Annotated in this window: 21 protein-coding genes, 1 other RNA gene and 1 pseudogene; 15 read left to right on the top strand and 8 right to left on the bottom strand. The window is 44.9% G+C overall.

Translation table 11 applies throughout. The annotated features are described in order from the left end of the window. The first annotated feature begins 180 nt into the window (after positions 1 to 180). The 5 genes from ssrA (at position 181) to nuoK (ending at position 4,163) form a co-directional block, all read left to right on the top strand. Positions 181 to 571: a transfer-messenger RNA gene (ssrA, locus tag QUB70_RS21140) on the top strand. 463 nt (positions 572 to 1,034) lie between these two features. After that, a complete protein-coding gene (nuoH, locus tag QUB70_RS21135) occupies positions 1,035 to 2,153 on the top strand; it encodes an NADH-quinone oxidoreductase subunit NuoH (protein WP_332983247.1) in 1,119 nt (372 codons plus the stop codon). Positions 2,154 to 2,256: 103 nt separating this feature from the next. Further along, a complete protein-coding gene (gene ndhI / locus QUB70_RS21130) occupies positions 2,257 to 2,832 on the top strand; it encodes an NAD(P)H-quinone oxidoreductase subunit I (RefSeq protein ID WP_332983234.1) in 576 nt (191 codons plus the stop codon). Positions 2,833 to 3,081: 249 nt separating this feature from the next. Next, positions 3,082 to 3,705, top strand: coding sequence for an NADH-quinone oxidoreductase subunit J (locus QUB70_RS21125; protein WP_332983233.1), 624 nt, complete (start codon positions 3,082 to 3,084; stop codon positions 3,703 to 3,705). A 152-nt stretch (positions 3,706 to 3,857) separates the two neighbouring features. Continuing rightward, positions 3,858 to 4,163 carry an NADH-quinone oxidoreductase subunit NuoK gene (gene nuoK / locus QUB70_RS21120; RefSeq protein ID WP_228042566.1) on the top strand — a complete coding sequence of 102 codons (306 nt, stop codon included), beginning with the start codon at positions 3,858 to 3,860 and terminating at the stop codon, positions 4,161 to 4,163. Between the two features lie 252 nt (positions 4,164 to 4,415). On the opposite strand, the gene folB is transcribed toward nuoK, so the two are convergent. The 4 genes from folB to QUB70_RS21100 all read right to left on the bottom strand — a co-directional run bounded on the left by folB (position 4,416) and on the right by QUB70_RS21100 (position 8,677). Continuing rightward, entirely contained in the window at positions 4,416 to 4,781 is a 366-nt protein-coding gene (folB, locus tag QUB70_RS21115) for a dihydroneopterin aldolase (protein ID WP_332983232.1), read from the bottom strand. Positions 4,782 to 4,889: 108 nt separating this feature from the next. Continuing rightward, positions 4,890 to 6,254 carry a serine/threonine-protein kinase gene (locus QUB70_RS21110; RefSeq protein WP_332983231.1) on the bottom strand — a complete coding sequence of 455 codons (1,365 nt, stop codon included), beginning with the start codon at positions 6,252 to 6,254 and terminating at the stop codon, positions 4,890 to 4,892. A gap of 568 nt (positions 6,255 to 6,822) precedes the next feature. Further along, positions 6,823 to 7,287, bottom strand: coding sequence for a hypothetical protein (locus tag QUB70_RS21105; protein ID WP_332983229.1), 465 nt, complete (start codon positions 7,285 to 7,287; stop codon positions 6,823 to 6,825). Between the two features lie 109 nt (positions 7,288 to 7,396). After that, positions 7,397 to 8,677 (bottom strand): glutamate-5-semialdehyde dehydrogenase, encoded by a 1,281-nt coding sequence (locus QUB70_RS21100; protein ID WP_332983228.1) that lies wholly within the window; start codon positions 8,675 to 8,677, stop codon positions 7,397 to 7,399. 226 nt (positions 8,678 to 8,903) lie between these two features. On the opposite strand from QUB70_RS21100, the gene QUB70_RS21095 reads away from it, so the two are divergent. Continuing rightward, positions 8,904 to 10,628 (top strand): zinc metalloprotease HtpX, encoded by a 1,725-nt coding sequence (locus QUB70_RS21095; protein ID WP_332983226.1) that lies wholly within the window; start codon positions 8,904 to 8,906, stop codon positions 10,626 to 10,628. 463 nt (positions 10,629 to 11,091) lie between these two features. On the opposite strand, the gene QUB70_RS21090 is transcribed toward QUB70_RS21095, so the two are convergent. Both QUB70_RS21090 and QUB70_RS21085 read right to left on the bottom strand, forming a co-directional pair. Further along, positions 11,092 to 11,304 carry a hypothetical protein gene (locus QUB70_RS21090; RefSeq protein ID WP_332983225.1) on the bottom strand — a complete coding sequence of 71 codons (213 nt, stop codon included), beginning with the start codon at positions 11,302 to 11,304 and terminating at the stop codon, positions 11,092 to 11,094. Then, positions 11,288 to 11,563, bottom strand: coding sequence for a BrnT family toxin (locus QUB70_RS21085; RefSeq protein WP_332983224.1), 276 nt, complete (start codon positions 11,561 to 11,563; stop codon positions 11,288 to 11,290). The genes QUB70_RS21090 and QUB70_RS21085 overlap by 17 nt, the downstream gene beginning before the upstream one ends. A 240-nt stretch (positions 11,564 to 11,803) precedes the next feature. On the opposite strand from QUB70_RS21085, the gene QUB70_RS21080 reads away from it, so the two are divergent. After that, positions 11,804 to 11,926, top strand: coding sequence for a hypothetical protein (locus QUB70_RS21080; RefSeq protein ID WP_332983223.1), 123 nt, complete (start codon positions 11,804 to 11,806; stop codon positions 11,924 to 11,926). Between the two features lie 26 nt (positions 11,927 to 11,952). Here the strand turns inward: QUB70_RS21080 and QUB70_RS21075 are convergent, their stop codons facing one another. Continuing rightward, a complete protein-coding gene (locus tag QUB70_RS21075; RefSeq protein ID WP_332983222.1) occupies positions 11,953 to 12,513 on the bottom strand; it encodes a hypothetical protein in 561 nt (186 codons plus the stop codon). Between the two features lie 194 nt (positions 12,514 to 12,707). On the opposite strand from QUB70_RS21075, the pseudogene QUB70_RS21070 reads away from it, so the two are divergent. The 8 genes and pseudogenes from QUB70_RS21070 (at position 12,708) to QUB70_RS21035 (ending at position 23,220) form a co-directional block, all read left to right on the top strand. Then, a pseudogene (locus QUB70_RS21070) lies at positions 12,708 to 14,085 on the top strand (NB-ARC domain-containing protein). A 486-nt stretch (positions 14,086 to 14,571) separates the two neighbouring features. Continuing rightward, positions 14,572 to 15,552: an SMP-30/gluconolactonase/LRE family protein gene (locus tag QUB70_RS21065; RefSeq protein ID WP_332983221.1), complete on the top strand. Its 981-nt coding sequence runs from the start codon at positions 14,572 to 14,574 to the stop codon at positions 15,550 to 15,552. Positions 15,553 to 15,674: 122 nt separating this feature from the next. Beyond that, positions 15,675 to 17,399, top strand: coding sequence for a hypothetical protein (locus QUB70_RS21060; protein ID WP_332983219.1), 1,725 nt, complete (start codon positions 15,675 to 15,677; stop codon positions 17,397 to 17,399). Between the two features lie 331 nt (positions 17,400 to 17,730). Continuing rightward, positions 17,731 to 18,327, top strand: a complete 597-nt coding sequence (locus tag QUB70_RS21055; protein ID WP_332983218.1) for a Uma2 family endonuclease — start codon at positions 17,731 to 17,733, stop codon at positions 18,325 to 18,327. 226 nt (positions 18,328 to 18,553) lie between these two features. Continuing rightward, positions 18,554 to 20,092: a DUF1565 domain-containing protein gene (locus QUB70_RS21050; RefSeq protein WP_332983216.1), complete on the top strand. Its 1,539-nt coding sequence runs from the start codon at positions 18,554 to 18,556 to the stop codon at positions 20,090 to 20,092. 290 nt (positions 20,093 to 20,382) lie between these two features. Beyond that, complete coding sequence (gene psb28 / locus QUB70_RS21045) at positions 20,383 to 20,718, top strand: photosystem II reaction center protein Psb28 (RefSeq protein ID WP_332983215.1); 336 nt, start codon at positions 20,383 to 20,385, stop codon at positions 20,716 to 20,718. A 179-nt stretch (positions 20,719 to 20,897) separates the two neighbouring features. Continuing rightward, positions 20,898 to 21,404: a MogA/MoaB family molybdenum cofactor biosynthesis protein gene (locus QUB70_RS21040; protein WP_332983213.1), complete on the top strand. Its 507-nt coding sequence runs from the start codon at positions 20,898 to 20,900 to the stop codon at positions 21,402 to 21,404. A 463-nt stretch (positions 21,405 to 21,867) separates the two neighbouring features. Then, entirely contained in the window at positions 21,868 to 23,220 is a 1,353-nt protein-coding gene (locus QUB70_RS21035; protein ID WP_332983212.1) for a cytochrome P450, read from the top strand. Between the two features lie 37 nt (positions 23,221 to 23,257). Here the strand turns inward: QUB70_RS21035 and QUB70_RS21030 are convergent, their stop codons facing one another. After that, positions 23,258 to 23,581, bottom strand: a complete 324-nt coding sequence (locus tag QUB70_RS21030) for a hypothetical protein (protein WP_332983210.1) — start codon at positions 23,579 to 23,581, stop codon at positions 23,258 to 23,260. Positions 23,582 to 23,677: the final 96 nt, after the last annotated feature.

Here is a 23,677-nt window from a genome sequence, read left to right as displayed (position 1 = left end):
CGGCCCACGCCACAGGAAAACTCAACTCTTGTGGAACAGGCCGGAAAGCCTGTTCAAGAAAATGGTGAAAGATGTAAATATTCTTGACTCAGCTTTGTGCCAAAATCGAAAATCTAAAATCCAAAATCTAAAATCAATTGACGTTACACAAAATATGGTCTACAATCAGAGAACACACGAGGGGCTGTAATGGTTTCGACAGGGTGGCGAAAGCTGCTCCGTGATGCAGGTCGAGAGGGAGTCTACTCTCGTTAATATCGGCTCAAAAAAAATAGTAAATGCGAACAACATCGTTCCTTTCGCTCGCAAAGCCGTAGCTGTAGCCTAAAAACTTCTCTAGCTTGGTTCAGAGTGTATGCCACCTTACTCCGTTAACGGTAGCATAACAACCCCCAACGGATGCCCTAGCTAAACGTTTCTAGTCGGCTAGCTAGGAAAGCAATCACTAGAAAATCCCCCCATTTGGGATAAAGATGGTTCCCGCCCCGAGGATTAGAGGGGATAAACCTGTGAACGATCGGAAGGTAAATACCCATTTTGGACGGCAGTTCGATTCTGCCCAGTTCCATAAAAAAAGTGACGTAAAATCTATGGTTTAAACCATTTGAAAGTTACTTTAAAGCATAAAAAGGGCAGAGAATTAATTCTCTGCCCTTTTGTTTGGCATTTAATCTTTATTCAGATAAGACGGCGGTTGAAACCGCATCTACACAAACGAAGTCCGCCTCCGCGGACTGAAGAAAAAAAGGTAATTTTAACCAATCAGTCTTCAACCCGCGGAGGCGGGTTTTGTCTGTATAGACGCGGTTTCAACCGCTCGGTCTTCTAAAAATACATAAATTACCGACCCATTAGCTACGCTGCGGGCTCATATAATTAGAACTTCACCCTGTCTGTGCGTTCTTCGAGCCAGTCGGGCGATATACTATTAGGCGGTAAAGCATTAAAAATCTTTACAAAGACCCCGATTTCTAAGCCTACTCCTACGAAGGATGGGTGCAAAAATATATGCGATCGCTGATTCATCTGGAAACATGAACCCAGGAATTGACTTACAAGGAAGTTTTGTAGAAGCCCTGATGAATTTGGGCTTACCGGCGGACATCGCCCATCTGCTTTGGCTACCGCTGCCAATGGTGCTGATGATTGTCGGTGCCGTATTCGGGGTACTCACTAGCGTCTGGCTAGAGCGGAAAATTTCCGCCGCCGCTCAACAGCGGATTGGCCCGGAATTCATCGGCCCTCTGGGAGTTCTAGCACCCGTTGCCGACGGTTTGAAGTTGGTATTCAAAGAAGACATCGTACCGGCAAAAGCTGACGCGCTGCTGTTCACGCTAGGGCCGGTCATTGTCGTGATTCCAGTTTTTCTCTCCTACTTAATCGTGCCCTTCGGAGAGCATATGCTGATCGCCGATATGGGGACAGCGATATTTCTGTGGATTGCTCTTTCTAGCATTCAGCCGATCGGCTTGCTGATGTCCGGCTATGCTTCTAACAACAAATACGCCCTCCTCGGCGGACTCAGAGCCGCCGCTCAATCCCTCAGCTACGAAATTCCTCTAGCTTTGGCAGTATTGGCAGTTGTGATGATGTCCAACAGCCTCAGTACGATCGACATCGTACACCAACAAGCCGGCTACGGCATTGTCGGCTGGAACGTCTGGCGCCAACCCGCAGGTTTCCTGATTTTCTGGATCAGTGCACTGGCAGAATGCGAACGGTTGCCCTTTGACCTCCCAGAAGCAGAAGAAGAATTGGTAGCAGGATATCAGACTGAGTACACAGGCATGAAATTTGCTTTGTACTACATCGCTTCCTACGTTAACCTCGTCCTTTCTTGCCTGCTAGTAGCAGTTTTGTACCTCGGGGGCTGGGAGTGCCCGATTCCGGTCGGAGCCATCACAAATGCCCTGGGATTGAGCGAGACGACTCCTTGGTTGCAGGTAATTACCGGCACGCTGGGCATTACGATGACCATGCTGAAAGCCTACTTTTTCCTGTTTCTGGCAATTCTGCTGCGCTGGACTCTGCCGCGAGTTCGGATCGACCAATTGCTAAATTTGGGATGGAAGTTTTTGCTGCCCGTTGCTTTAGTTAATTTGCTATTGACCGCAGCTTTGAAGCTTGCCTTTCCCTTTGCTTTTGGCGGTTAATTGATAATAGGTAAAGGGCAACAGCTCATAAAAATTAGCTGTTAACCAATTACCTATTATCAGTTAGCAATTACCAAAAACTCAAGTACAGAGAGAGAACACGATGCTAAAATTCCTCAATCAAGTAGGCGACTACGCCAAAGAGACTCTTCAAGCTGCTAAGTATATCGGCCAAGGGCTAGCCGTGACCTTCGATCACATGAGACGCCGACCGATTACGGTGCAGTATCCTTACGAAAAATTAATTCCTTCCGAACGTTTTCGGGGCAGAATTCACTTTGAATTTGACAAGTGCATCTCCTGCGAAGTTTGCGTTCGGGTATGTCCGATCAACTTACCTGTAGTGGATTGGGAATTTAACAAAGAAACTAAGAAGAAACAACTCAAGCACTACAGTATCGATTTTGGAGTGTGTATCTTCTGCGGAAACTGCGTAGAATATTGTCCGACTAATTGTTTGTCCATGACAGAAGAATACGAGTTAGCCGTTTACGAGCGCCACGAATTGAATTATGACAATGTGGCCCTCGGACGTTTGCCCTACAAGGTTACAGATGACCCGATGGTGACACCGCTGCGCGAATTCGCTTATTTGCCGAAAGGTGCGATCGACCCCCATGAAGTTTCCTACACCGATCGCCGCGCCGGTCTCCGTCCAGAGGAAATTATCGAAAAGTAGGTAATTAGTCATTAGTCAGCAGTCATCAGTCATTAGTCAGCAGTCAGCAGTCAGCAGTCATCAGTCATTAGTGAAATAACTAATTATTAATGACTGGTATAGCAACAGCTTTCGTAGATTAGGACAAATTGTAGGGGCGGGTTCGCCAACAGATAAAGGCACCCAGCCTAGATATATATAAACCCGCCCTCTCCACGACTAATGAGTAAAAACGAACAATAGAAAACTAATGATTGAGGATTAAAAATTGTGAATCTAGCCGAAGGGGTTCAAATTGTTTCATTTGGCATACTGTCACTAATGATGATTGGAGGAGCATTAGGAGTAGTGCTGTTCTCCAATATCGTTTACTCAGCATTTTTGCTGTGCGGAGTATTTACCAGCATTGCCGGTTTGTACCTGTTGTTGAATGCTGATTTTGTCGCAGCAGCGCAAGTGTTGATTTATGTTGGTGCTGTTAACGTCTTGATTTTGTTTGCCATCATGTTGGTAAACAAGCGAGAAGACTTCCGCACAATTCCCAAAGCTTGGGTGCGTCAAGTAGCAACAGCACTGGTTTGCGGTGGTTTATTTGCGCTTTTGGGTACGATGGTGGTGTCTACTCCTTGGGCTATTGTGGCGACGACTGGAGCACCGGCAGAAAGTTCGATTGTGACTATCGCCAAACATTTCTTCACCGACTTTTTGCTGCCTTTCGAGTTAGCATCAGTGTTCTTGTTGATGGCAATGGTGGGAGCAATTGTGCTAGCACGCCGCGATTTCTTGCCAGATGAATTGTCGAACAGGCTATCGGAAACACCAGCTTTTAGTTTGCAAGAAAGACCTCGCGAATTAGTTTCGGCCGGAGATGTTTCTTCGCCCGAAACAAAGTAATAGTAGGGTGCGGGGTGCGCACTGCGCACCTATTTTTTAGTAGGGTGTGCACTGCGCACCATCAGGCGAGAAACCCGGTTTCTGTTCGCAAGTCCTCTATCTGCCTATTTTGTAGTAATTTTGACTGAGAGAAACTCTAAAAATTTATGCAACTGCAACTCCAGTATTTCCTGTTATTAGCTGCTGCACTTTTCTGCATTGGCATTTACGGTTTGATTACCAGCCGAAATGCAGTGCGGGTGTTAATGTCGATCGAGTTGATGCTAAATGCAGTCAATCTCAATTTGATGGGTTTTTCTAACTATCTTGACCCCGTACAAATTAAAGGTCAAGTATTTACCGTGTTTGTAGTTACGGTAGCGGCTGCTGAGGCAGCGGTGGGTTTGGCGATTGTTTTGGCGATTTACCGCAACCGCAATACAGTAGATATGGAAGAATTTAATTTGCTGAAGTGGTAATTAGTCAATAGTCATCAGTCATCAGTCATCAGTCATCAGTCATTAGTCATTAGTCATCAGTCATCAGTCATTAGTCAAAACTTCTGACAGTTTTAAGGATGACGCATCGGACTAGAAACCCGGTTTCTACGAGTTTTGCGTTTAGTAACGACAAATTTATGAAGAAACCGGGTTTCTGAGGTCTGCGTGCGTAAGCGAACTCAAATTATATTTGTAGGGAAACGGTGGTGGCGTGTCCTTACTCGCAACCAGTTAATTACTGTCTTTGGTTCTAGTAATTTCTAGAGTAATTCTGCCGCCGAAGTCAGGGATAGGGGCGGCAGGTTTTGAGAGTTGTAGTTTGACTTTCTCGACTAAAGGTAGTTGTAAAAGCGCTTGAGCAATCGCATCTGCTAGGCGTTCGATTAATAAAAATTTCGAGTCTTTGACTAGCTGTTGAATTAGAGTAATGGCACTCCGGTAATCGAGAGTATGTTCAATATCATCGCTTTTTCCAGCTTGCGATAAGTCCAGCCCGAGTGTGACATCCACTTCAAACCACTGCCCCAAAACCTGTTCTTCCGGTAGATAGCCAGTGTATCCGTAGCAGCGAATTCCTGTAAGTTGAATTGAATCCATTGTGAAATAAACTAAAAGTGCGTTGCCTGTACCAATTTGTATTAAACCAGGTAAGGTGCGCAATGCGCACCCTACAAATAGAGTTTATGCGTCCAGGATGATTGAATTTCACAACCGTCCTCCTTTCTCCAACTTGTCCAGCAAATCCTCAGCAACTTCATACCATTTCTGTCTAATTTCTGCATCTTCTGGCTTTTCTGTCAAGCTACGACCTTGTAGTTCTGGATATTTATTGTAAAACAATTCATCCACTTTCTGATAAAATATATCCTTATCAAGATTAAGATTTTTGCGGCGCTTGCCAATCTTTTCTTGACGAGCGATTTCGGCATCTAAAGATGTATTTGGAGAATGCGGAAGTTCTGGGATTTTGGGCAAATCAGGTAGTTTTGGTAGCGTAAAACCAGATTTGACTATGCTAAAAGCTAGCATTCCGGGCAATAAAACCACGCTTAAACTCGCGACTGCTTTCCAAGGTATTAACTTAAAAATGTTGAGATTTTTAACAATTTGAGGGTTTTGGTTGACAGGACTATGATTGTTTGTAGCAGTTTGAGTGATGTTTTTGAAAGGGCGGCCGACAAAGTTCATTGTCACCATTTGGGAGATGATATTGCCAATTTGGGATAATTTTGGGTCTTTGAGTGCTTCGCGGACTTCTTTTGCAGATTGGTAGCGATCGCCCGCTTGGTCTGCTAACATCCGATCCAATACTGCGGCTAAATTTGGGCTGACACTGACGTGCGATCGCCAATCCCAACTTTTTTGATTAACATCATACAATTTCTGAGGCTTTTTCCCTGTCAGCAAGACTAAAGCCGTGACTGCTAAAGCATACAAATCGCTAGCGGGAGACACTTTACCCTGCCGCATTTGTTCCGTTGGCGAATAACCCTGTTTGCCGATCGCCGTATCCGATTGTCCGTTAAACTGAAGTACCGCATTGGCTGCGATTTGTTTGACAGAACCGAAATCAATTAAAAATGGCAGTTTGTCAGCATCATGCTGAATAATATTATCCGGTGAAATATCGCGGTGAATTAAATTTTTTGAGTGGATGTATTCTAAAACTGGTAAAAGCTGAAATAGCAGTTGAGTAACTTCAGCTTCGCTAAAATTTTTACCTTGTTGCTGGCGCGATATCAGTATTTCTTCGTAGGTTTGACCTTTGATATAATCTTGTACTAAAAATAAAGATTGATTACCGCCGATATCGGTTCGCAGGAGTTCTCGAAAGCGCGGGATTTGCGGGTGTTGGAGGTTGTAAAGCATACTCGCTTCGCGATCGAACAATTCGGCAGCTTTCGGGCTGTGAACCACCGGAGAAAACTCTTTGAGCACGCATTGTTCGTTGTAGCGGTTGATATCCTCTGCGAGGTAAGTACGCCCGAAGCCGCCCCGGCCTAATTCGCGGAGGATGCGGTAGCGTTTTTCGAGAGTTGAGCCTGGGGTGAGGAGGGAGGAGTTAGACATAAACCACGGCAAATTGTTCGAGTTGGGGAGTCGCCGAGCACAGTATAGCTTATTGTACCTAAATTTGTTTGAATGCGAGGGAAGGAAGGGCGATCGCCCCAGCATTATTAATGTTCGACTCAATAGCTTTACCGATCGTTTGATGATGTAGACTCTCCCTCATCATCATTTGACTCTGACAAGTTTTCCTCCTCTTGCTGTGACTCCATCAACTCTACAAGCAATTGCTTTAAATTCTTGTCAGGAGGACGCTTGGGAAACTCACTGTGTGTATATATCCAGGCAAGATCGATTACTTTGAGTACGATCGACTAAGTACATAAGTCTTCCCTCGCCCGCCGCACCCCGTAAATTTGGCATATCAAAGTAATACTTTCGGAATTCCCATTCCTCCGGTTTGCTCAAACTTCCCGGCCATCCTTCAGCGAAAGAATTAGGTAGAAAAGGATTGCTATTTAAATTTTTGATAATTTGTGCAATATAGTCCTGAAAAAGTTTCTTAGCTTTCTCACCTTTATAATACCGCTTCAGAAGCTCTTTGTAGGAACGCTTAAATTTATCAGATGGATTAATCCGATACACTGTTTAGCCACTCACAAAACTCATCGGGTGTCATTGCAGGACGATCGCCAGATTTAGCCAAAGTTTCCTGCACAACTTCAGCCATTGTTTGCTCGTAGTTTGGGTGTTCTTTTTCTATCGCTCCAAGTACAGCATTTTTTAGACGGATTAAGGCCTTGAAGTAGTCAGCCAGAACATCAGTTTCACCGCAGATTAGCATCCAAGCTAATGACAGCCTTGTTCGCAGAGAATCCCAAAAACCCTGATTACCGTCTTGATTTATAATTGAGGTGTAAATCAGAGCTTTCAGCAACTCGCGATCCCGATCGGAAAAGTCTTCCCACTTGTTCTCTACTGCTGTTGCTAAAACTTCAGCTTTTTGGGCGATCGATCGCAACCTTGACTGACTTACTGTATGCGGTTGGGATATTTGCCGAATTTCATAGGGGTTAATGGTAATTGCAGCGGACATTTTTTCACCTCCGGGCGCGATTGCGAACGGTATAGATTAAGTATAGCAGTGCCAGCGGGAAGCTCGCGAGCGAGCATCACGAGCGTCCCGCTCGTAGTGCTGCGTTATTTTACAGATCCCGATGAGTAAATTCCTTAGCATCTTTTCCTACATAACTAGCCGCAACATGACCATCTCCAACAACTCGATACTTATAGGTAATCAACCCCTCTAAACCAACAGGCCCGCGAGGTGGCATTTGCTGCGTGCTAATCCCCACTTCTGCACCGAAACCGTAGCGGAAACCGTCGGCAAATCGAGTCGAACAATTGTGATAAACTCCGGCCGCATCGACTAGATTTAAAAATGTTTCGGCGGCTTCGCTGTCTTCGGTAACAATCACATCTGTGTGTCGAGAACCGTAAGTATTGATATGATTAACTGCTTCTTCCACAGAATCTACTATTTTGATTGACAAAATTAAATCGCTGTATTCTGTAGACCAATCCGATTCATTTGCTTCGGCAATATCCAAGATGGTGCGAGTTTTTTCGTCTCCCCGCAATTCAACTTTTTTCTGCTGCAAAGCTTCGGCAACAGCGGGCAGGAATTTTGGGGCGATCGCACTGTGAACTAACAAAGTTTCAATGGCATTGCAGGCGGCTGGATACTGAGTTTTTGCGTCTACAGAAATCTCTACTGCTTTCTGAATATCCGCCGCTTTGTCTGCGTACAAATGACAAATTCCGTCGGCGTGTCCCAACACTGGAATTCGGGTATTTTCCTGCACGAACCGCACGAAGGAATTAGAACCTCTGGGAATAATCAAATCTACATATTCATCCATTTTTAGCAGTTCGATTGTTTCTTCCCGCGTGGTCAGCAACTGCACGACTTCTGGATTAACACGAGTTTCTGCTAATGCTTGGTGAATTACTTTTGTCAATATCTCGCAGGAACGGACGGCTTCTCTGCCGCCTTTGAGAATGACGCCGTTTCCTGATTTAATTGCCAAAGATACTATCTGAATTAAAGCTTCTGGGCGCGCTTCAAAAATAATGCCTAAAACGCCCAAAGGACAGGTAATGCGCTTCAGAATTAATCCTGTATCCAATTCGCGGTGGATTTGCACGAAACCTACGGGATCTGGGAGTTTCGCAACATCTCGCACGCCCGCGATCGCACTTTTCAACTTGCTCTCATCCAACTTTAGGCGATCGTACAGCGGTTTCGCAATTCCATCCGCCTCAGCCGCCTTGCAGTCAGCAGCATTCGCCGCCACAATATCCGGCGCAGCAGCTTCTAAAGCTTTAGCTATAGCCTCAATAGCTTGATTTTTGGCATCAGCGGACAAAACTGCCAATTTTCTAGCAGATACGCGCGTTTTTTGGGCAATTTCAGCGATCGACATAGCAGTAACTTTTAAATAGTTTTGATTTTTGGGTTTTGGGTTTTGATTTTTGAATTGAATCCCCAGAAATAAATTGAGGGGCGGTTTTCAATCTTAACAATTCTAGAAGAAATTCTATATTTTTGTTGAGACCCCTTACAGCAATCCGCATTAACAGGTTAAAACAGTGAAGTATAGATAAAATCTCACGGTCATTTCCATTTGTCAATAACCTTTGGAGATTATTATGTCATCTCACGCCCCTTTACGCAAGGCAGGGCGAGCCGCCAAAGCCGGCGTTAAACTGATACAGAAAACAGGCGGAAATCTCGTTTTAGCTTCCGGCGTCACCATCAGCTTGCTGTTTGGTATGGTGTTAGCGCTATCTTTAGCCTCAGTTTTGATTCTCAACAGTCCCGATCCAGTTGCCGGATTGGCGATCGCACTTCCGATCACTCTGATTTTTAACATCGCTGCTTTTTTCCTATCGCCTTACTTGATGGACTTAACTCAAAATTGGCTCTACAATACTCGCTGGGTTTCCCTAGCAGAAATTGAAAGCCTGAGTCCCGAAACAGCGAAAGTTATTCAGAAGGTTTGCAAGCAGAAAAAACTGACTCAGCCGCGTTTAGGAATTATCGACGACCAAAACCCTACTGCTTTTACTTACGGTTCATTTCCAAACAGCGCTCGTTTAGTCGTCAGTCAAGGTCTTTTCACCTATTTAGACGACGAAGAGATTGCCACTGTTTACGCCCACGAACTCGGTCACATCGTCCACTGGGACTTTGCAGTAATGACTTTAGCTTCGACTTTGGTGCAGATTACTTATTTAATTTACACTACAGCTCAAAGAATGGGTCGAAGTGGTGGCAACAAAGCTAAAGATGCGGCGGGTACTGTAGCTGCTGTTGCTTATTTGTTTTACATCGCCGGCACTTATTTATTGCTGTATTTGTCGCGGACGCGAGAATATTTTGCCGACCATTTTGCAGCCGAAACTACTGGCAACCCCAACGCTTTATCTCGCGCTTTGGTAAAAATTGCTTACGGTATTTTGGAAGAAGGACAAACAGCAACAGAACCCAGCAGTTTGTTAGAAGGAACTCGCGCTTTAGGCATTTACGATGCCAAAGCTGCCACATCTACCGGTACCGCTTACAGGATTTCTTCGGAACCAGAAAAAATTGGGCGAGTGTTTCTGTGGGATATGTTTAATCCGTGGGGTTGGTGGATGGAGTTGAACTCGACTCACCCGCTGACTGGTAAACGAGTTCGCGCTTTGAGCACTTATGCCGAACAATTAGGCTTGGATGTTGAGTTTGACATGGGCCGGATTGTCGGTGAAGGCAATCTTTTGAGCAAGCGGAGATTGTACGGCAATTTTGTGTTCGATTTGCTGCTGTACAGTGCAGAAACTCTGGGCTTAGCGGTGGGTTTTGCGATCGGCATTTCTCTGTATGCTGTAAACCCGATGATGATGGTTGCTTGTCCTTTAATCGCTTTGGGCGCGGGAATTTTGCTCAAAACTCTGGTGATGTTCCCGAATTACAAACAAGCCGAACACTTGGATGTTTTAAGCTTAATGTCTGACCCTTATGCAAGTCCTTTGCGAGGTCAACCTGCGAAGCTGCAAGGCGAATTAATTGGTCGCGGCGATGCGGGTTATGCGTTTGGTTCTGATTTGAAACTGCAAGATAGAACGGGAATGATTTATCTGCGGTATGCTTCTCGTTTTGGGCCAATTGGTAATTTTCTGTTTGGCATGAAACGGGTTGAAAGTTTGATTGGAATGGATGTTAAGACTTTGGGTTGGTTCCGCCGGGGTGTTGCACCTTGGATGGATTTGATTCAGCTTGAAAGCGATAGCGGTACTACGGTTAAGAGTTATCACCGCTTCTGGTCTTTTGTGATGAGTATCGGTGCGATCGTTCTTGGTATTGCAGCGCTATTTGTTTCATTTCCAGCTTAACATTTGAAAGGACTAGACCTCTTGCAAAAATAACTAGGACGGGCAAGATGCCCATCCCACAAAAAACATTTTTCCTTGTGGAACGGGCATCTTGCCCGTTCCAAAATTTGATTAAAAGGACTTTTGCAAGAGGTCTACTGAAGTTCTTACTACAAAACAGGTTCGTAGTGACGACTTCAGTCATCTTAAGTCAGGGTTAAGGACTAGAGTATTAGTGCCAACTTAAGCAATATATGTAAGAAAGGACGATCGCCCTTTTTTTTGCTGGGGTGATTCAGCCAAGAGGGATAGCTACGCTTCACGCCCCTGTGTGCAATCATCGCGCTTTGAGATGGTGGAAATGGATCGGATTGTCAGTGGAAACAGAGGTTGGGGTGACAGGAGGGTTAAGCGAATATCGAAGATGGGCGATCGCCATAAATGTCAGTCACCAGATTCATCAGCATAATTTTAAAATAGTTAATTAGACCGTGACAGACTTGGCAATTTTCGCAAGTAATCGCAACGCTTCATTTACAGAAGCTGAGTCTCGAAATATCTCTGCTACATCTGGATCGAGAATCACCACATTACTGGATTGCGTATAAGCTTCATAGTATTTGCCACGAACACCGCCTGAAAAATCATATTCAGGTCTCATCTCGTCATTGACTGTTTCTTCAGATTCCTGACTCATAGTTTCTTCTCTCCTGTCGGGTGGCTAAACGAGCACTGATTAAACGCACCTCACCTTCTCGTTCCGTGTGGGAAACAACCAAAAGACGTTGGAAGTTCGACTGACCTATCGTCAAAAGACGGATCTCACCTACGGAGTGGTCAGGGTCAGAAATTGTCATAGCCAGTGCATCTCCGAAGACAGTGACAGCCTCTTCAAAAGACACACCATGCTTTTTGGCATTGCTACTGGCTTTGTTTGAGTCCCACTGAAACTTCATAGATATATTCTACTCTCAAGCGGCTTTAGGAGGTGGGCAATTGCCCAGCTTACTGCTCTATTCTACTATCTAGGGCGAAATGGTGAAAATAAAAAATGAATCGCAAAACTAAAACCTGATAAGTATTTGTGAGTTGAAATAAAAGTTAATATGGGGTGCGATCGCCCTTTTGTTTGCTAGGGCGATCGCCCAGGGGATAGCTACGCTTCACGCCCTTGAGTGCAATCATCGCACTTTGAAATGGTAGAAATGGATCGGATTGTCGGTGGAAAGAGAGGTTGGGGTGACACGAGAGTTAATGGAATATGTCGGATGGGGCGATCGCTCTGGTTGGAAAAAATTAGAAGGGCGATCGCGCTGTGAATCAGTTCGTAATAACAACCATCAGGTTATCTGAAATTACCATCATCATATATTCTGCACTTTCCTGGTTCAATTCTTCCCATATCAACAACGCCTCCCAGATCAACTGTTCTGCCTCTACTATGATTAGCGTGAATCGAAAATTTGACGGGTGAGTCAACAATTGATTGAAGTAGACCAATCATTACCCCTGTATCGTAGAATCTTCTATCACCATTTCTGGTATTATATCTTGGACCTCCAATAGGAGATATGGTTCGCCAATTTTCGCCACTAGGAACAGCTAATCCAATTCCTTGGAAATTTACATTCATACTGTATCTTGAGTACATTTTAAATTCTACACTTTTAACTCTTGAATCTCTACTACCAGCTTCCGCGATCACTCTTGCCCTCAGTTGATTAGATGTATTACAGAATTCAGCAAATTTTATTTCGCCATAGATCCCATCTCGTTCTTGATAGTTAGGAGAAGCTTGCCCTGGAATAGCTGAAAAAGGTAAAACCAGTGCTGCAAAAAGAAGGCTTTTATAAAAAAACGCCAAACTGTTAGCTCGATCGACTACTTTGACTAAATTGAAAAGCATTGTTAATTTTTGTTGCTAGATATTTCTCCTATCATTATTTCAAAAATCCCAGCTTTGTCTAGGCCAAAAAAGCTCAATTTTGTTGGCAATTTTGTCTGCCATTCAAACTCGGGATTGAAAAATGTTGGGAAATGCCAGAAAATGTTGGGAAAAGTTAGGTATAATACGGAAAATAACCACATCTACAAGAGCGCATGAATCTTAAGGAAGTGTTAAAAATGGCTGATGATCTCATGTTTGCCAAAACGGGCAAGCACCTTGATGACTTACAAGAGGCAATTCTGCGAGGAACAATACAAGGTAAGAAATACACCCAAATTGCTGAAGAGATTCACTGTAACGAGAGTTATGTCAGGGATATTGGCTCAAAATTATGGCAAATTCTCTCAGAAGGATTAGGGGAAGAAGTAAGTAAAACAAATTTACGATCGGCAATTAAGAGATTCCAAATCTCTCAGGTTTCAAATTTTGCACAAGGCGACGGACGTTGTAGCCATCGGTAATTTTAACATTTGTGGAGAAGCTAGACACCCACCAAACATACCAAACTCACACCCACCAAATGAAGAAACATCGCATCAAGAGTTAAGCGAAATGCCAGAATTAGGTACTTTCTTCGATCGCACCCCACAACTCCAAACCCTCACCAACTGGATTTTACAACAAAACAGCAGCCTCATAGCCCTCACCGGCGGACTCGGCATCGGCAAAACCACACTCGCAGTGCAACTCGTCCAACAAATCAAAGACGAATTTGAATACGTCATTTGGTGCAACCTCGACACATCCCCCACCCTCTCGGAATTTGAAGCCAACTTAATCCAGTTTTTCTCCCAGTCAGAAAAGCAAGATTCACCCACAACCAACCAGAAAGCATTATCCCTAATTAAATATTTACAAAAATATCGCTGCTTAGTAGTCTTAGATGACATTCACAACCTGTTCAGCAGCGGCGAATTAGCCGGAAAATATCAACCAGAATACGAAGAATATCGCTCTTTATTCAAAAAAATAGAAAAAATATCACATCAAAGCTGCTTCCTGCTCATCGGTTGGGAACAACCCAGAGAAGTTACTCAATTTAAAAACCAAAATACACAGATTAATAGCTTACAACTCAAAGGTTTAGACATCGCAGCCGGACGGGAAATCCTCAGAGATTATGGATTAGCAGACATCGACAACTGCTCAGCACTGATTCACCGCTACCAAGGCAATCCCCTCTGGTTAAAAAGCGTCGCCACTCTGATACAGGAGTTGGGGGGATGCGTGACAGAGTTATTGCCAGATGATACCATATTGTTGCCGGAAGATTTGAAAGACGTTTTACAGCAGCAGTGCGATCGCCTATCCCAACTAGAAAAACAAGTCCTCTCCTTGTTGGCGAAAGAAAGCGATTCAATTAACCTGACAAATTTGCTAGAAACTAGCCGAATTCCCGCATCAGACTTGGTAAATGCGCTGCAATCTTTATCGCGGCGCTGCTTGATTGAACAACAAGCAAATTTTTACACTATTTCACCTGTACTGAGGCAATATGCGATCGCCCAGAATCATGGCAGTAATATTTAACCGTCAAATTAACTTTGATTAATAGTCCCTATTTAGGTTATACTAAGGCAGGGCTACTAATTTTTCTTCGGAGCATTACGCCCACAATCAGACAAGTCTCAGAACCAATAACAATTGTTAAATAAGAACGCTTTACCTTACAAGGTGATTATACTTGGGAGCAATTTGAGGCGCTAGAAACCTTAATAGAAGATGCCCCAGGCTGGTGAATAACTTATTTAGATGGGTCTATCGAGTTTATGACACTAGGCGAAGACCGCGAACAGATAAAAAGTATTTTCGTTATATTTATAGTATTTTATTAAAAAAAACATTTCTCTAGAGAGTGCAAATCGCAGAAACCAGGCAAAAGGTGTATCCTTTGAAACTGACATTACTATACTATGCTAGCCCGCAGCGGTTTGCTTGAACTAGCAATAATTTTTGTAATATAAATGCGGTACAATCGATTTCAATACCGACCTCAATGCAATTAAGCTCGCCAAAATGACAGTCAAAATTGCTACAATTAGTTTGTTGTTGATAGTATTAACTTTAGCAGTCTCCAACCCCAGCAAAAAAGTTAGGGGTAACTTAACAATCTTGACCGCCCAAACGGAAAACCAGGACAAAAAAAATACCATGCAACGTATTCTCCATGACAGCGCGAAATTAGAAAAACTAGCTGGCGATTTCCAATTTATAGAAGGCCCGATTTGGCATCCAGAGGGCTTTTTGCTGTTCAGCGATATTCCCGCCAATATTATCTATAAATTCGGCTCAAATCAACAAGTTGAGGTATTTCGCCGCCCTTCGGGAAAAGCCAACGGGAATACTTTAGACAAAGAAAACCGCTTACTTACTGCCGAACACGAAAATCGCCGCGTATCCCGCACAGAAAAGGACGGTAAAGTTATCGCATTGGCGGATAGATATGAGGGAAAAAGGCTCAACAGTCCGAACGATTTGGTTGTTAAATCAGACGGCAGCATTTATTTTACCGATCCGTCCTACGGTGTTAGTAAAGAGCAGGAAGAATTGGGTTTTTACGGTGTTTACAGGCTGGCAGCCGACGGAAAATTAACTCTGCTGGTTAAGGATTTGGTGCTGCCGAATGGCATTGCTTTTTCACCAGACGAGCAAAAACTTTATGTCAACAATTCGGAAGCGGGATACATTGCCGTTTTCGATATAAAACCGGACGGAACTGTTACCAACCAGCAGCTTTTTGCGGAGTTAAAAGATGCTAGTCAAGGCGGAGTACCCGACGGTTTAAAAGTTGATGTAGAGGGGAATGTTTACAGCACCGGGCCGGGGGGAGTGTGGATTTTCTCGCCGGATGGCAAGCTTTTGGGGAGGATTTCTGTGCCTGAGACGGCGACTAATTTGGCTTGGGGAGAAAGCGATCGCCAAACGCTTTATATTACGGCAAGTAAAAGTCTTTATCGGATTCGGCTTAAAATTGCGGGCGTGCGGGCTGGACAATAATCTAAAATCGGGCGAAGTTGAAAGTAAAGTGGGATTTACAGGCGAATCTCATATAAAGTATTTGTTTGTAGTAGTTCTTCAGCGCTGCTGCGAACTTTTATTTAAGACATTTTTTGACTGCGATGTTCATAGCCCGCTTGCATAAATTTCTGACTGCGACTGTGGATGAAAAATCCCGATCGCGCACAATATTTTGGTTGACTCTGAGCTTGACATTTGCCGCAGTTTATGCTATTTTAGGGCTCAAGCAGGTCTTCAGCGCCGAGTATATGGTGCAAGACGATGCGAGGCAGCACGTTTTCTGGATGATGCGGTTTGTCGATCCTGAATTATTCCCCAACGATTTCATTGCTAATTACTTTCAATCAGTAGCCCCCGCAGGATACAGCACGCTCTACAAATTAGCAGCAACAGTTGGCATTCACCCGCTATTTTTTCACAAAATATTGCCGCTATTTCTCGGCTTAATCTCCACTTATTACTGTTTTGGTCTTTGCCTAGAAATGCTGCCAGTACCGATGACTGGATTTATTGCATCTTTGCTGTTAAATCAGCATATGTGGATGACAGACGATTTGGCTTCCACAACGCCAAGAGCTTTTATCTATCCGATATTTCTGGCTTTTTTATATTATTTGTCCCGCAGTTCGTTGCTGCCTTGTTTGGGAGCGATCGCACTTATCGGACTATTCTATCCTCCTTACGCCTTGGTTGCTGCCGGAATTTTAGTTTTGCGGCTGCTATGCTGGAAAAACGGCGGTTTGCGCTTGTCGGGCGATCGAACTAATTACCTATTTTGCACTACAGGTTTGGGAGTAATCTTTTTAGTAATGCTGCCCTATGCCTTAGATAAATCAGAATTTGGGCCAACTTATACCGCAGCAGAAGCGAAGCAAATGGGCGAATTTGCACCAGACGGCAGAAATGCTTTTTTTCGTCCAAACCCCAAAGATTATTGGTTGACAGGGCGGGGCAGCGGGATGTTTCCCAAGTCGCTGTTTACGCCTGTAACTCACTGTGTCGCGCTGTTATTTCCGCTGCTGCTGTTTTTGCGATCGGCTTTTCCCTTAGCAAATCAGATTCAAAGCAAAATCTGGCTTTTGCTTCAGCTATTTTTAGCATCCTCGGCGATGTTTTTTGCTGCTCATGCCATCATTTTTAAGCTGTATAACCCAGGTCGCTATACTGCCTACAGCTTGCGATTTATTGTTGTTTTAATAACTGCGATCGCCCTAACTTTAATTATCGATGGAGTCTGTCATTGGGCATCAAAAACCGAAACAAAATTTACTTTAAAAAATCAAGTTGCCCTAATGACGACAGCGATAATCGCTGTCTCAGTGGTGCTTTATCCCTGCTTGGTGGAAAAATTTCCTACTGTCGGTTATATAGAAGGTAAGATGCCGGCTTTGTACAAATTTTTTGAGCAACAACCTAAAGATATCTTGATTGCTTCAATCGCGGCAGATACGGATCATTTGCCAACATTTAGTCAGCGTTCGGTTTTGGTGGCAAAGGAATATGCAGTGCCTTTTCATAAAGGCTACTACAGCAGATATCGGCAGCGAGTTAGGGATTTAATTCGCGCTCAGTACACTCCCGATCGAGCTGTATTGCAAAACTTCATTAATAGCTATGGAGTTGATTTTTGGATGCTCAATCGCAATTCGTTGACTCTTCAGTATTTAGAGGATTACGACTGGCTCGATCAATTTGATTCTACAGAAGAGGCGAGGCTTTCTTTCAAACAAGGGAAAATTCCCGCCTTAGCTTCAGCAATCACAAGTTGTGCTGTTTTTCAAAATGAAGTTGTAGTGGTTTTGGATGCGTCTTGTATTGTGAAATAAACCGAAAATTAAGGGAGGCGGAGCCAAAGCATCTGCATTCCCAGGCAGAGTCCGGGAACTAGAAAGAACTGTTCGGATTCCTCAGCTAAATTTGCTGCACGGATCGATCCGATCGTCTGTAGGAGCGATCGCACAATACGTTATAATTCAATACGGTTCACTTAAGACAGATCCCCCCTAACCCCCCTAAAAAAGGGAGGGACAAGAAAGCTTTTAAAGTCAACCCCTACTCCCCTTCTTAAGGGGGATTTAGGGGGATATCCGGGGCAGAAAAAGCGTTAAGTGAACCGTATTGCGTTATAATTCCCATAGGAGATAATGGTGCGGGTCAATGACACAAGTTCTCGATCGGGAAACTCTCGATGGGCGAGTGGTGCTCAACGGCACTTGGGAGCAATTCAAGTTAATCCAGAAGGTTTCGGAAGCTTCCCCTGGCATAAAGTTGTCTTTTTTTGCAGGGGCGATCGAGATTCTGATGCCGGGATTCCAACACGAAAATTTTTCTAAAATCATTGGTTACTTGGTGACAACTTTTCTGCTGCAACAAGGTATTAAATTTTACCCTTCTGGTTCAATGACGCAAGAGAAAACGGGAGAAGCTTCAACTCAAGCAGACAAATCGTTTTGTTTGGGAGAACCTAAGCAGATTCCCGATTTGTCGATCGAGGTGGTTTATACTAGCGGTGGACTGAGCAAGTTGCCAAAATATCGGGCTTTGGGTGTGCCAGAAATCTGGTTTTGGGAAGATGGCACGCTGCGGCTGTATCATCTCCGGGAAAATGCGTATGAAGAAGTAATTCAGAGTCAACTGTCAGGATTGGAAACGCTGGATATCGATTTGCTAAGACGCTGCATTTTGATGGGTGAAACGGATTTGGCAGAAGCGGTTAAGGTTTTTGGGCAGGGAATCTCGATCGTCTGCGAATGAAATAGACATCTCCAATAATTATTGTGGAACAGGCATCTTGCCTGTTCAAAGCTTGCTTTTTTGGAGATGTTTAATAGAAAATCCAGATACCTGACTTCTTTAATAAATCGGATATTTGCTGTTGCTGGTAAGGAGAAATATAGTTTTTTGTAGGGCAATTCCCCTATGGTTGTAATCCCCTGTGGGTGTCTTCCTGATAAAAGATGAATATAGATCCGGGGTCAGGTTGGTAGAGAATGAAAAGTGCATAAAAGCTCGATCGCAAATTCTATTCTTCCACAAAAACATGGCAACACTTTACGTCAACTCGACAACAGGCAGCGATTCCGCAGCAGGCAGCCAATCGGCTCCATTCAAAACGATCGCCCGCGCGATCGGCCGCGCTGCATCAGGAACCACTATTCAGCTAGCACCAGGAACTTACAGCGCAGCTAGCGGCGAACAATTCCCCTTGGAAATTCCCTCGGGAGTAAAAGTTATTGGCAATGAAGCTAACAAAGGTAGCGGCACTCTAATTCAAGGCAGCGGCAAATTTGTCAGTCCCACCGCTGCGGGTCAAAATATCACCATACTGCTAGCAAATAATTCGGAATTGCGCGGAGTAACTGTCACTAATCTCGATAGTCGCGGCACGGGAGTCTGGATTGAGTCAACTGCTCCGACTGTGGCTAACTGCACTTTCACTCAATGCAAGCGCGAAGGCATTTTTGCCACGGGAACCGCTAATCCTGCGATTCTAGACAACATATTTGTAGAAAACTCAGCGGCTGGCGTAATTACAGCGGGAACTGCTAAGGGAGTAATACGGCGCAATGTTTTTCAAAAGACGGGTTTCGGCATTTCTCTGCAAGCTCAGTCGGCTCCTTTGATTGCTGATAACCAAATTTTGGAAAATCGCTCCGGTATAGTTTTAGCGGGGGAATCTAAGCCGATTTTACGCAAGAATCGCATTGAAAAAAATACCGAAGACGGTTTGACTGCGGTGGGGAAGTCGCTGCCAGATATTGGTACGGCTCAAGATTTGGGCGGCAATATTTTTCGGGATAACGGCGAATTTGATTTGCAAAATGCGACTGGGGTGAAGATTTTTGCGGTGGGAAATCAGCTCAATTCTGCGCGGGTGAAAGGTTTATTTGAGTTGGGCAATGTGACGCCGACTCCGACTCCTGCGCCGACTCCGACTCCTGGGGGGGTAAAGTTCAGCGACATCAGCACGCACTGGGCCAAGGATTTTATCGATCGCCTGGCAAAGATGAATATTGTTAGCGGGTTTCCCAACGGTACTTTTAAACCTGATGAGAGTTTAACTAGGGCTCAGTACGCGGCTTTGCTGGCGAAGGCATTTGAATTGGTGCCGCGCCGCGAGGCGACGGTTTTTAAGGATGTGGCGGTGGTTTTTTGGGCGTATGGTGCGATCGCAATCGCTAATCGAGCTGGGTTTTTGGTGGGATATCCAGACAGCACGTTTCGCCCGGAACAGAATTTGACTAGAGCTCAGGCGATCGTATCTTTGGTAAACGGCTTGCAGTTTGTCGGCGGAAACCCCAATTCTTTGAGCGTTTATGTCGATCGAGCTCAGATTCCCAGTTTTGCCACCGACTCCATAGCAACCGCCACAGAGCGCAAAATCGTGGTCAACTATCCCGCGCGCGAAAAACTTTCCCCCGCCCGCGACATCACCCGCGGCGAGATATCCGCCCTCATCTACCAAACTCTGGTAGCCACAAAGCGGGCCGAGCCAATTAACTCTCCCTACATCGTCTAAGTCCCGTAGTATCGGAATTAATATTACTCACAGTCAGGACACGGCAGTGCCGTTTCCCTACCCCGATTAATTGTAGGGACTTAGGCTCTCGCGGTGTCCTCGGTATCATTCCGATGCAGCCGGAAACGATATCAAGTACACAGAACCAACCCATGTCCCCTTTCCCTTGTCTCCGATTTCCCCACTCTGGCCCGCTCCCACTCTCCCAAGTCTTGATTTGCGAGTACCCGAATCGTTTTATGATTAAACATTAAGAAATTAAGCAATCCTTAAGGTTCCACTATCAGATTATGGCTAAAATTCAATTCTCTCGCGGTATAGACGAAGAAGCTGTGCCCGAAGTGCGCCTAACCCGTTCTAAAAGCGGAGATCAAGGCACTGCCACGTTTATCTTTGAAAATCCCAAAGCTCTCAGCAGCACCAGTACCGAAGAAATTACTGGAATGTACATGATCGACTCTGAAGGCGAAATCCTCACTCGCGAGGTTAAGGCTAAGTTCATCAACGGTCAGCCTGCGGGCTTGGAAGCTCTTTATCTAATGAGAAGTCCCGCAGAATGGGATCGATTTATGCGGTTCATGGAACGCTACTCGGAAGCAAACGGCTTAGGATTTAGCAAGGCATAATTGATGGGGAATAGGGCATGGGGCATGGGGTATGGGGCATTGGTTATTGGTTATTAGTTATTTGATAATGAATAACTAACAACGAACAAATCACAACTAACTAATGACTTCTTCCCTCTTCCCTTTTCCTGATTTCCTCTTCTTTCTTGCTTCTTCCTTTTTCCTTCAACATCTGTTATATGACGCAAATTCCTCACCCCGACTTATCTAAAATAACCGTAAATTGCGCTATCATTACTGTTAGCGACACGCGCTCGGCTGAAACAGACAAGAGCGGCTTGTTAACTAAGAGGCTGCTAAAAGATGCGGGTCACTCTGTGGTAGCTTACACTGTTGTTAAAGATGATGCGGCAAAAATTGTATTGCAAATGCAGGCTTTTTCCCAGCGTGAAGATGTGGATGCAATCATTTTTAACGGCGGGACGGGCATCGCTCCCCGAGATACGACTTACGATGTGATGGAGAGTTTGCTAGACAGGATTTTACCGGGATTTGGGGAGATATTTCGGTTCTTGAGCTATCAAGAAATTGGTTCGAGGGCGATCGCCTCTCGTGCCGTTGCAGGCGTTTATCAAGGTAAGTTAGTCTTTTCTCTTCCGGGCTCTAGCAATGGCGTAAAACTAGCTGTCGAAAAGCTGATTTTACCGGAATTAGTTCACTTGGTGACGCAGTTGCGCGGAGGTTGAGGGCAGGAGGTATGGGCGATCGAGCTTTTAGTCGATCGTCCGCCTGGCGCTAAGTTAATTAAAACTTACGCTCAGAAACTCAGTTTCTAGCCTACCGTCGATCGACCGCAGATAAATTTCAGGCTGCCAACGGTCGATCGAGGAATTCGCAATATGTCAAAATACACTAGAAATATTAGACCTCTTACAAAAATAGCTGGGACGGGCTCTCCGGCCCATCCCACAAAAAGTTTTTTTCTTGTGGAATGGGCCGGAGAGCCCGTTCCAAAATTTGATTAAAAGGACTTTTGCAAGAGGTCTATTGTGTATCGCCAGTTTTGCAATGACAAGCGAATTTCAAAGGTGGTACCCGCCACTTGATTTATCCATGGAATCAATCCAAAATCTAAAATCTAAAATCCTCAAGCCCCCGCATTTATCAGTGGGCTCAATCCAAAATCTAAAATCTAAAATCTAAAATCGAATGACGCTGCCTACCGGATCTCGTTCTCCTGCTTTGTTTCAAACGCTTTCGCTGGTAGCTGACCCGATCGCATTTTTCGATCGCAACTCTGCCAAATACGGCGATACATTTACCGCCCGCGTGTTGGGGCCCGCTTCTCCCCCCGTGGTGTTTCTGGGCAGTCCAGAAGCGATTCAGGCGGTGTTTACGACCTTAGCCGATGCCTTTGAGTTTGGCAAAGTGACCAACGTATTTCGCCCGCTGGTGGGAAATGAATCGCTAATTATGAATGAAGGGCCGCGACATCTGCGACAGCGACAGCTATTAATGCCTGCGCTGCATCGGGAACAGTTGCACAGTCAAGGGCATTTGATTGTTGATTTGACGCAAAAGCGGACGATCGACTGGAAGGCCCCAGATGCGATCGCAGTGCGCGAAGAAATGTCAGAAATTTCGCTGCAAGTCATCTTGCAAGTCGTGTTTGGATTAGTGCCGGGAGAGCGCTACGAACGCCTGAAACAATTGCTCAGCAAGCTTTTAGAGGCGATTACGTCTGAACTGTACTCGATACAATTTTTCTTTGAACCCTTGCAGCAAAATTTGGGATCTTGGAGTCCGTGGGGGCAGTTTTTGCAGCAGATGGCGCAGATTGACTCGCTGATTTATGCGGAAATTGCCGAGAGGCGATCGCATTCTCTCGATTCGTCTCGCACGGATATTCTGTCGGTGTTGATGATGGCCCGCGACGACAGCGGCGAATCCCTCGGCGATCGAGAATTGCGCGATCAGTTGATGACGCTGTTGTTGTTAGGACATGAAACGACTGGATCGGCCTTGACTTGGGCGTTTTACTGGCTGCATCAGTATCCCGAATGCCTCGCTAGGTTGCGTAGCGAATTAGATGAATTGGGCGAAAATCCCGATCCGATCGCACTTTCGCAATCGCCGTATTTAACCGCAGTCTGTAAGGAAGCGCTGCGGGTGTATCCAATTGCCTTAATTTCGCAGCCGCGCAAGGTGAAACGGACGATCGAACTCGAAGGCTATACCTATCAACCGGGAACGATTTTAATCCCCTGTGTCTATTTGGCGCACCGTCGCCCTGAAACCTACGAAAATCCGGCCGGGTTCAATCCCGATCGCTTTTTAGGGCGCAAGTTTTCCGCCTCTGAATTTTTACCGTTTGGAGGCGGGAGTCGAAGCTGCATCGGGATGGCGTTATCGATGTTTGAAATGAAGCTGGTGTTAGCAACGGTTTTGTCTTCCCGCGAGTTTGTATCGAATCTCGATCGGCCAATTCGTCCCGCCCGCCGGGGAATCACCTTTGTGCCGCCCGATCGATTTCGATTAACGGTTGTGGGCGATCGGCGTTAGATTCATTTCAGTAAAACGCCCTATCAAGCAAGATATGTCATTCGATGAAAATCCCAGCAACTTTGTCTCCATTCATCGTCATGTGTGCAACAAATTCATCTCCACCATCTTCAAAACTCAGCTTCCACAAATAAATCGGACTATTACCTTGTTTTATCTCACCAAAATAAGTAATTGAATATCCCTTTTGCAGGCGTGAAGCGAGCTGCTCGCTAACATCGTCAAACATTTGTTGTGTAATGCTCGTTTTGTAGCCTGCATCGCCCACTGTGGTAAAAAGCTCGTAATTTTTCGATGCCGTGGCATCCAAAATAACCTGCAAACAATCGAGGATGTTTTGAGCGGGGGCTGTCGGGTTCACGATGATGTCCTTCTTTTAGCCCACATTCCGCAGATATTCAGACAAATTTAATAATTTTAAATTTGGAGGCATGAAACCCTGAAATAAATACCTAGC

Source organism: Microcoleus sp. A003_D6 (assembly GCF_036702825.1).
In the GTDB taxonomy this organism is placed as follows: Bacteria; Cyanobacteriota; Cyanobacteriia; order Cyanobacteriales; family Microcoleaceae; genus Microcoleus.
Note: the sequence above shows the minus strand (reverse complement) of the source record. Positions and strands in the feature narration are given on the sequence as shown.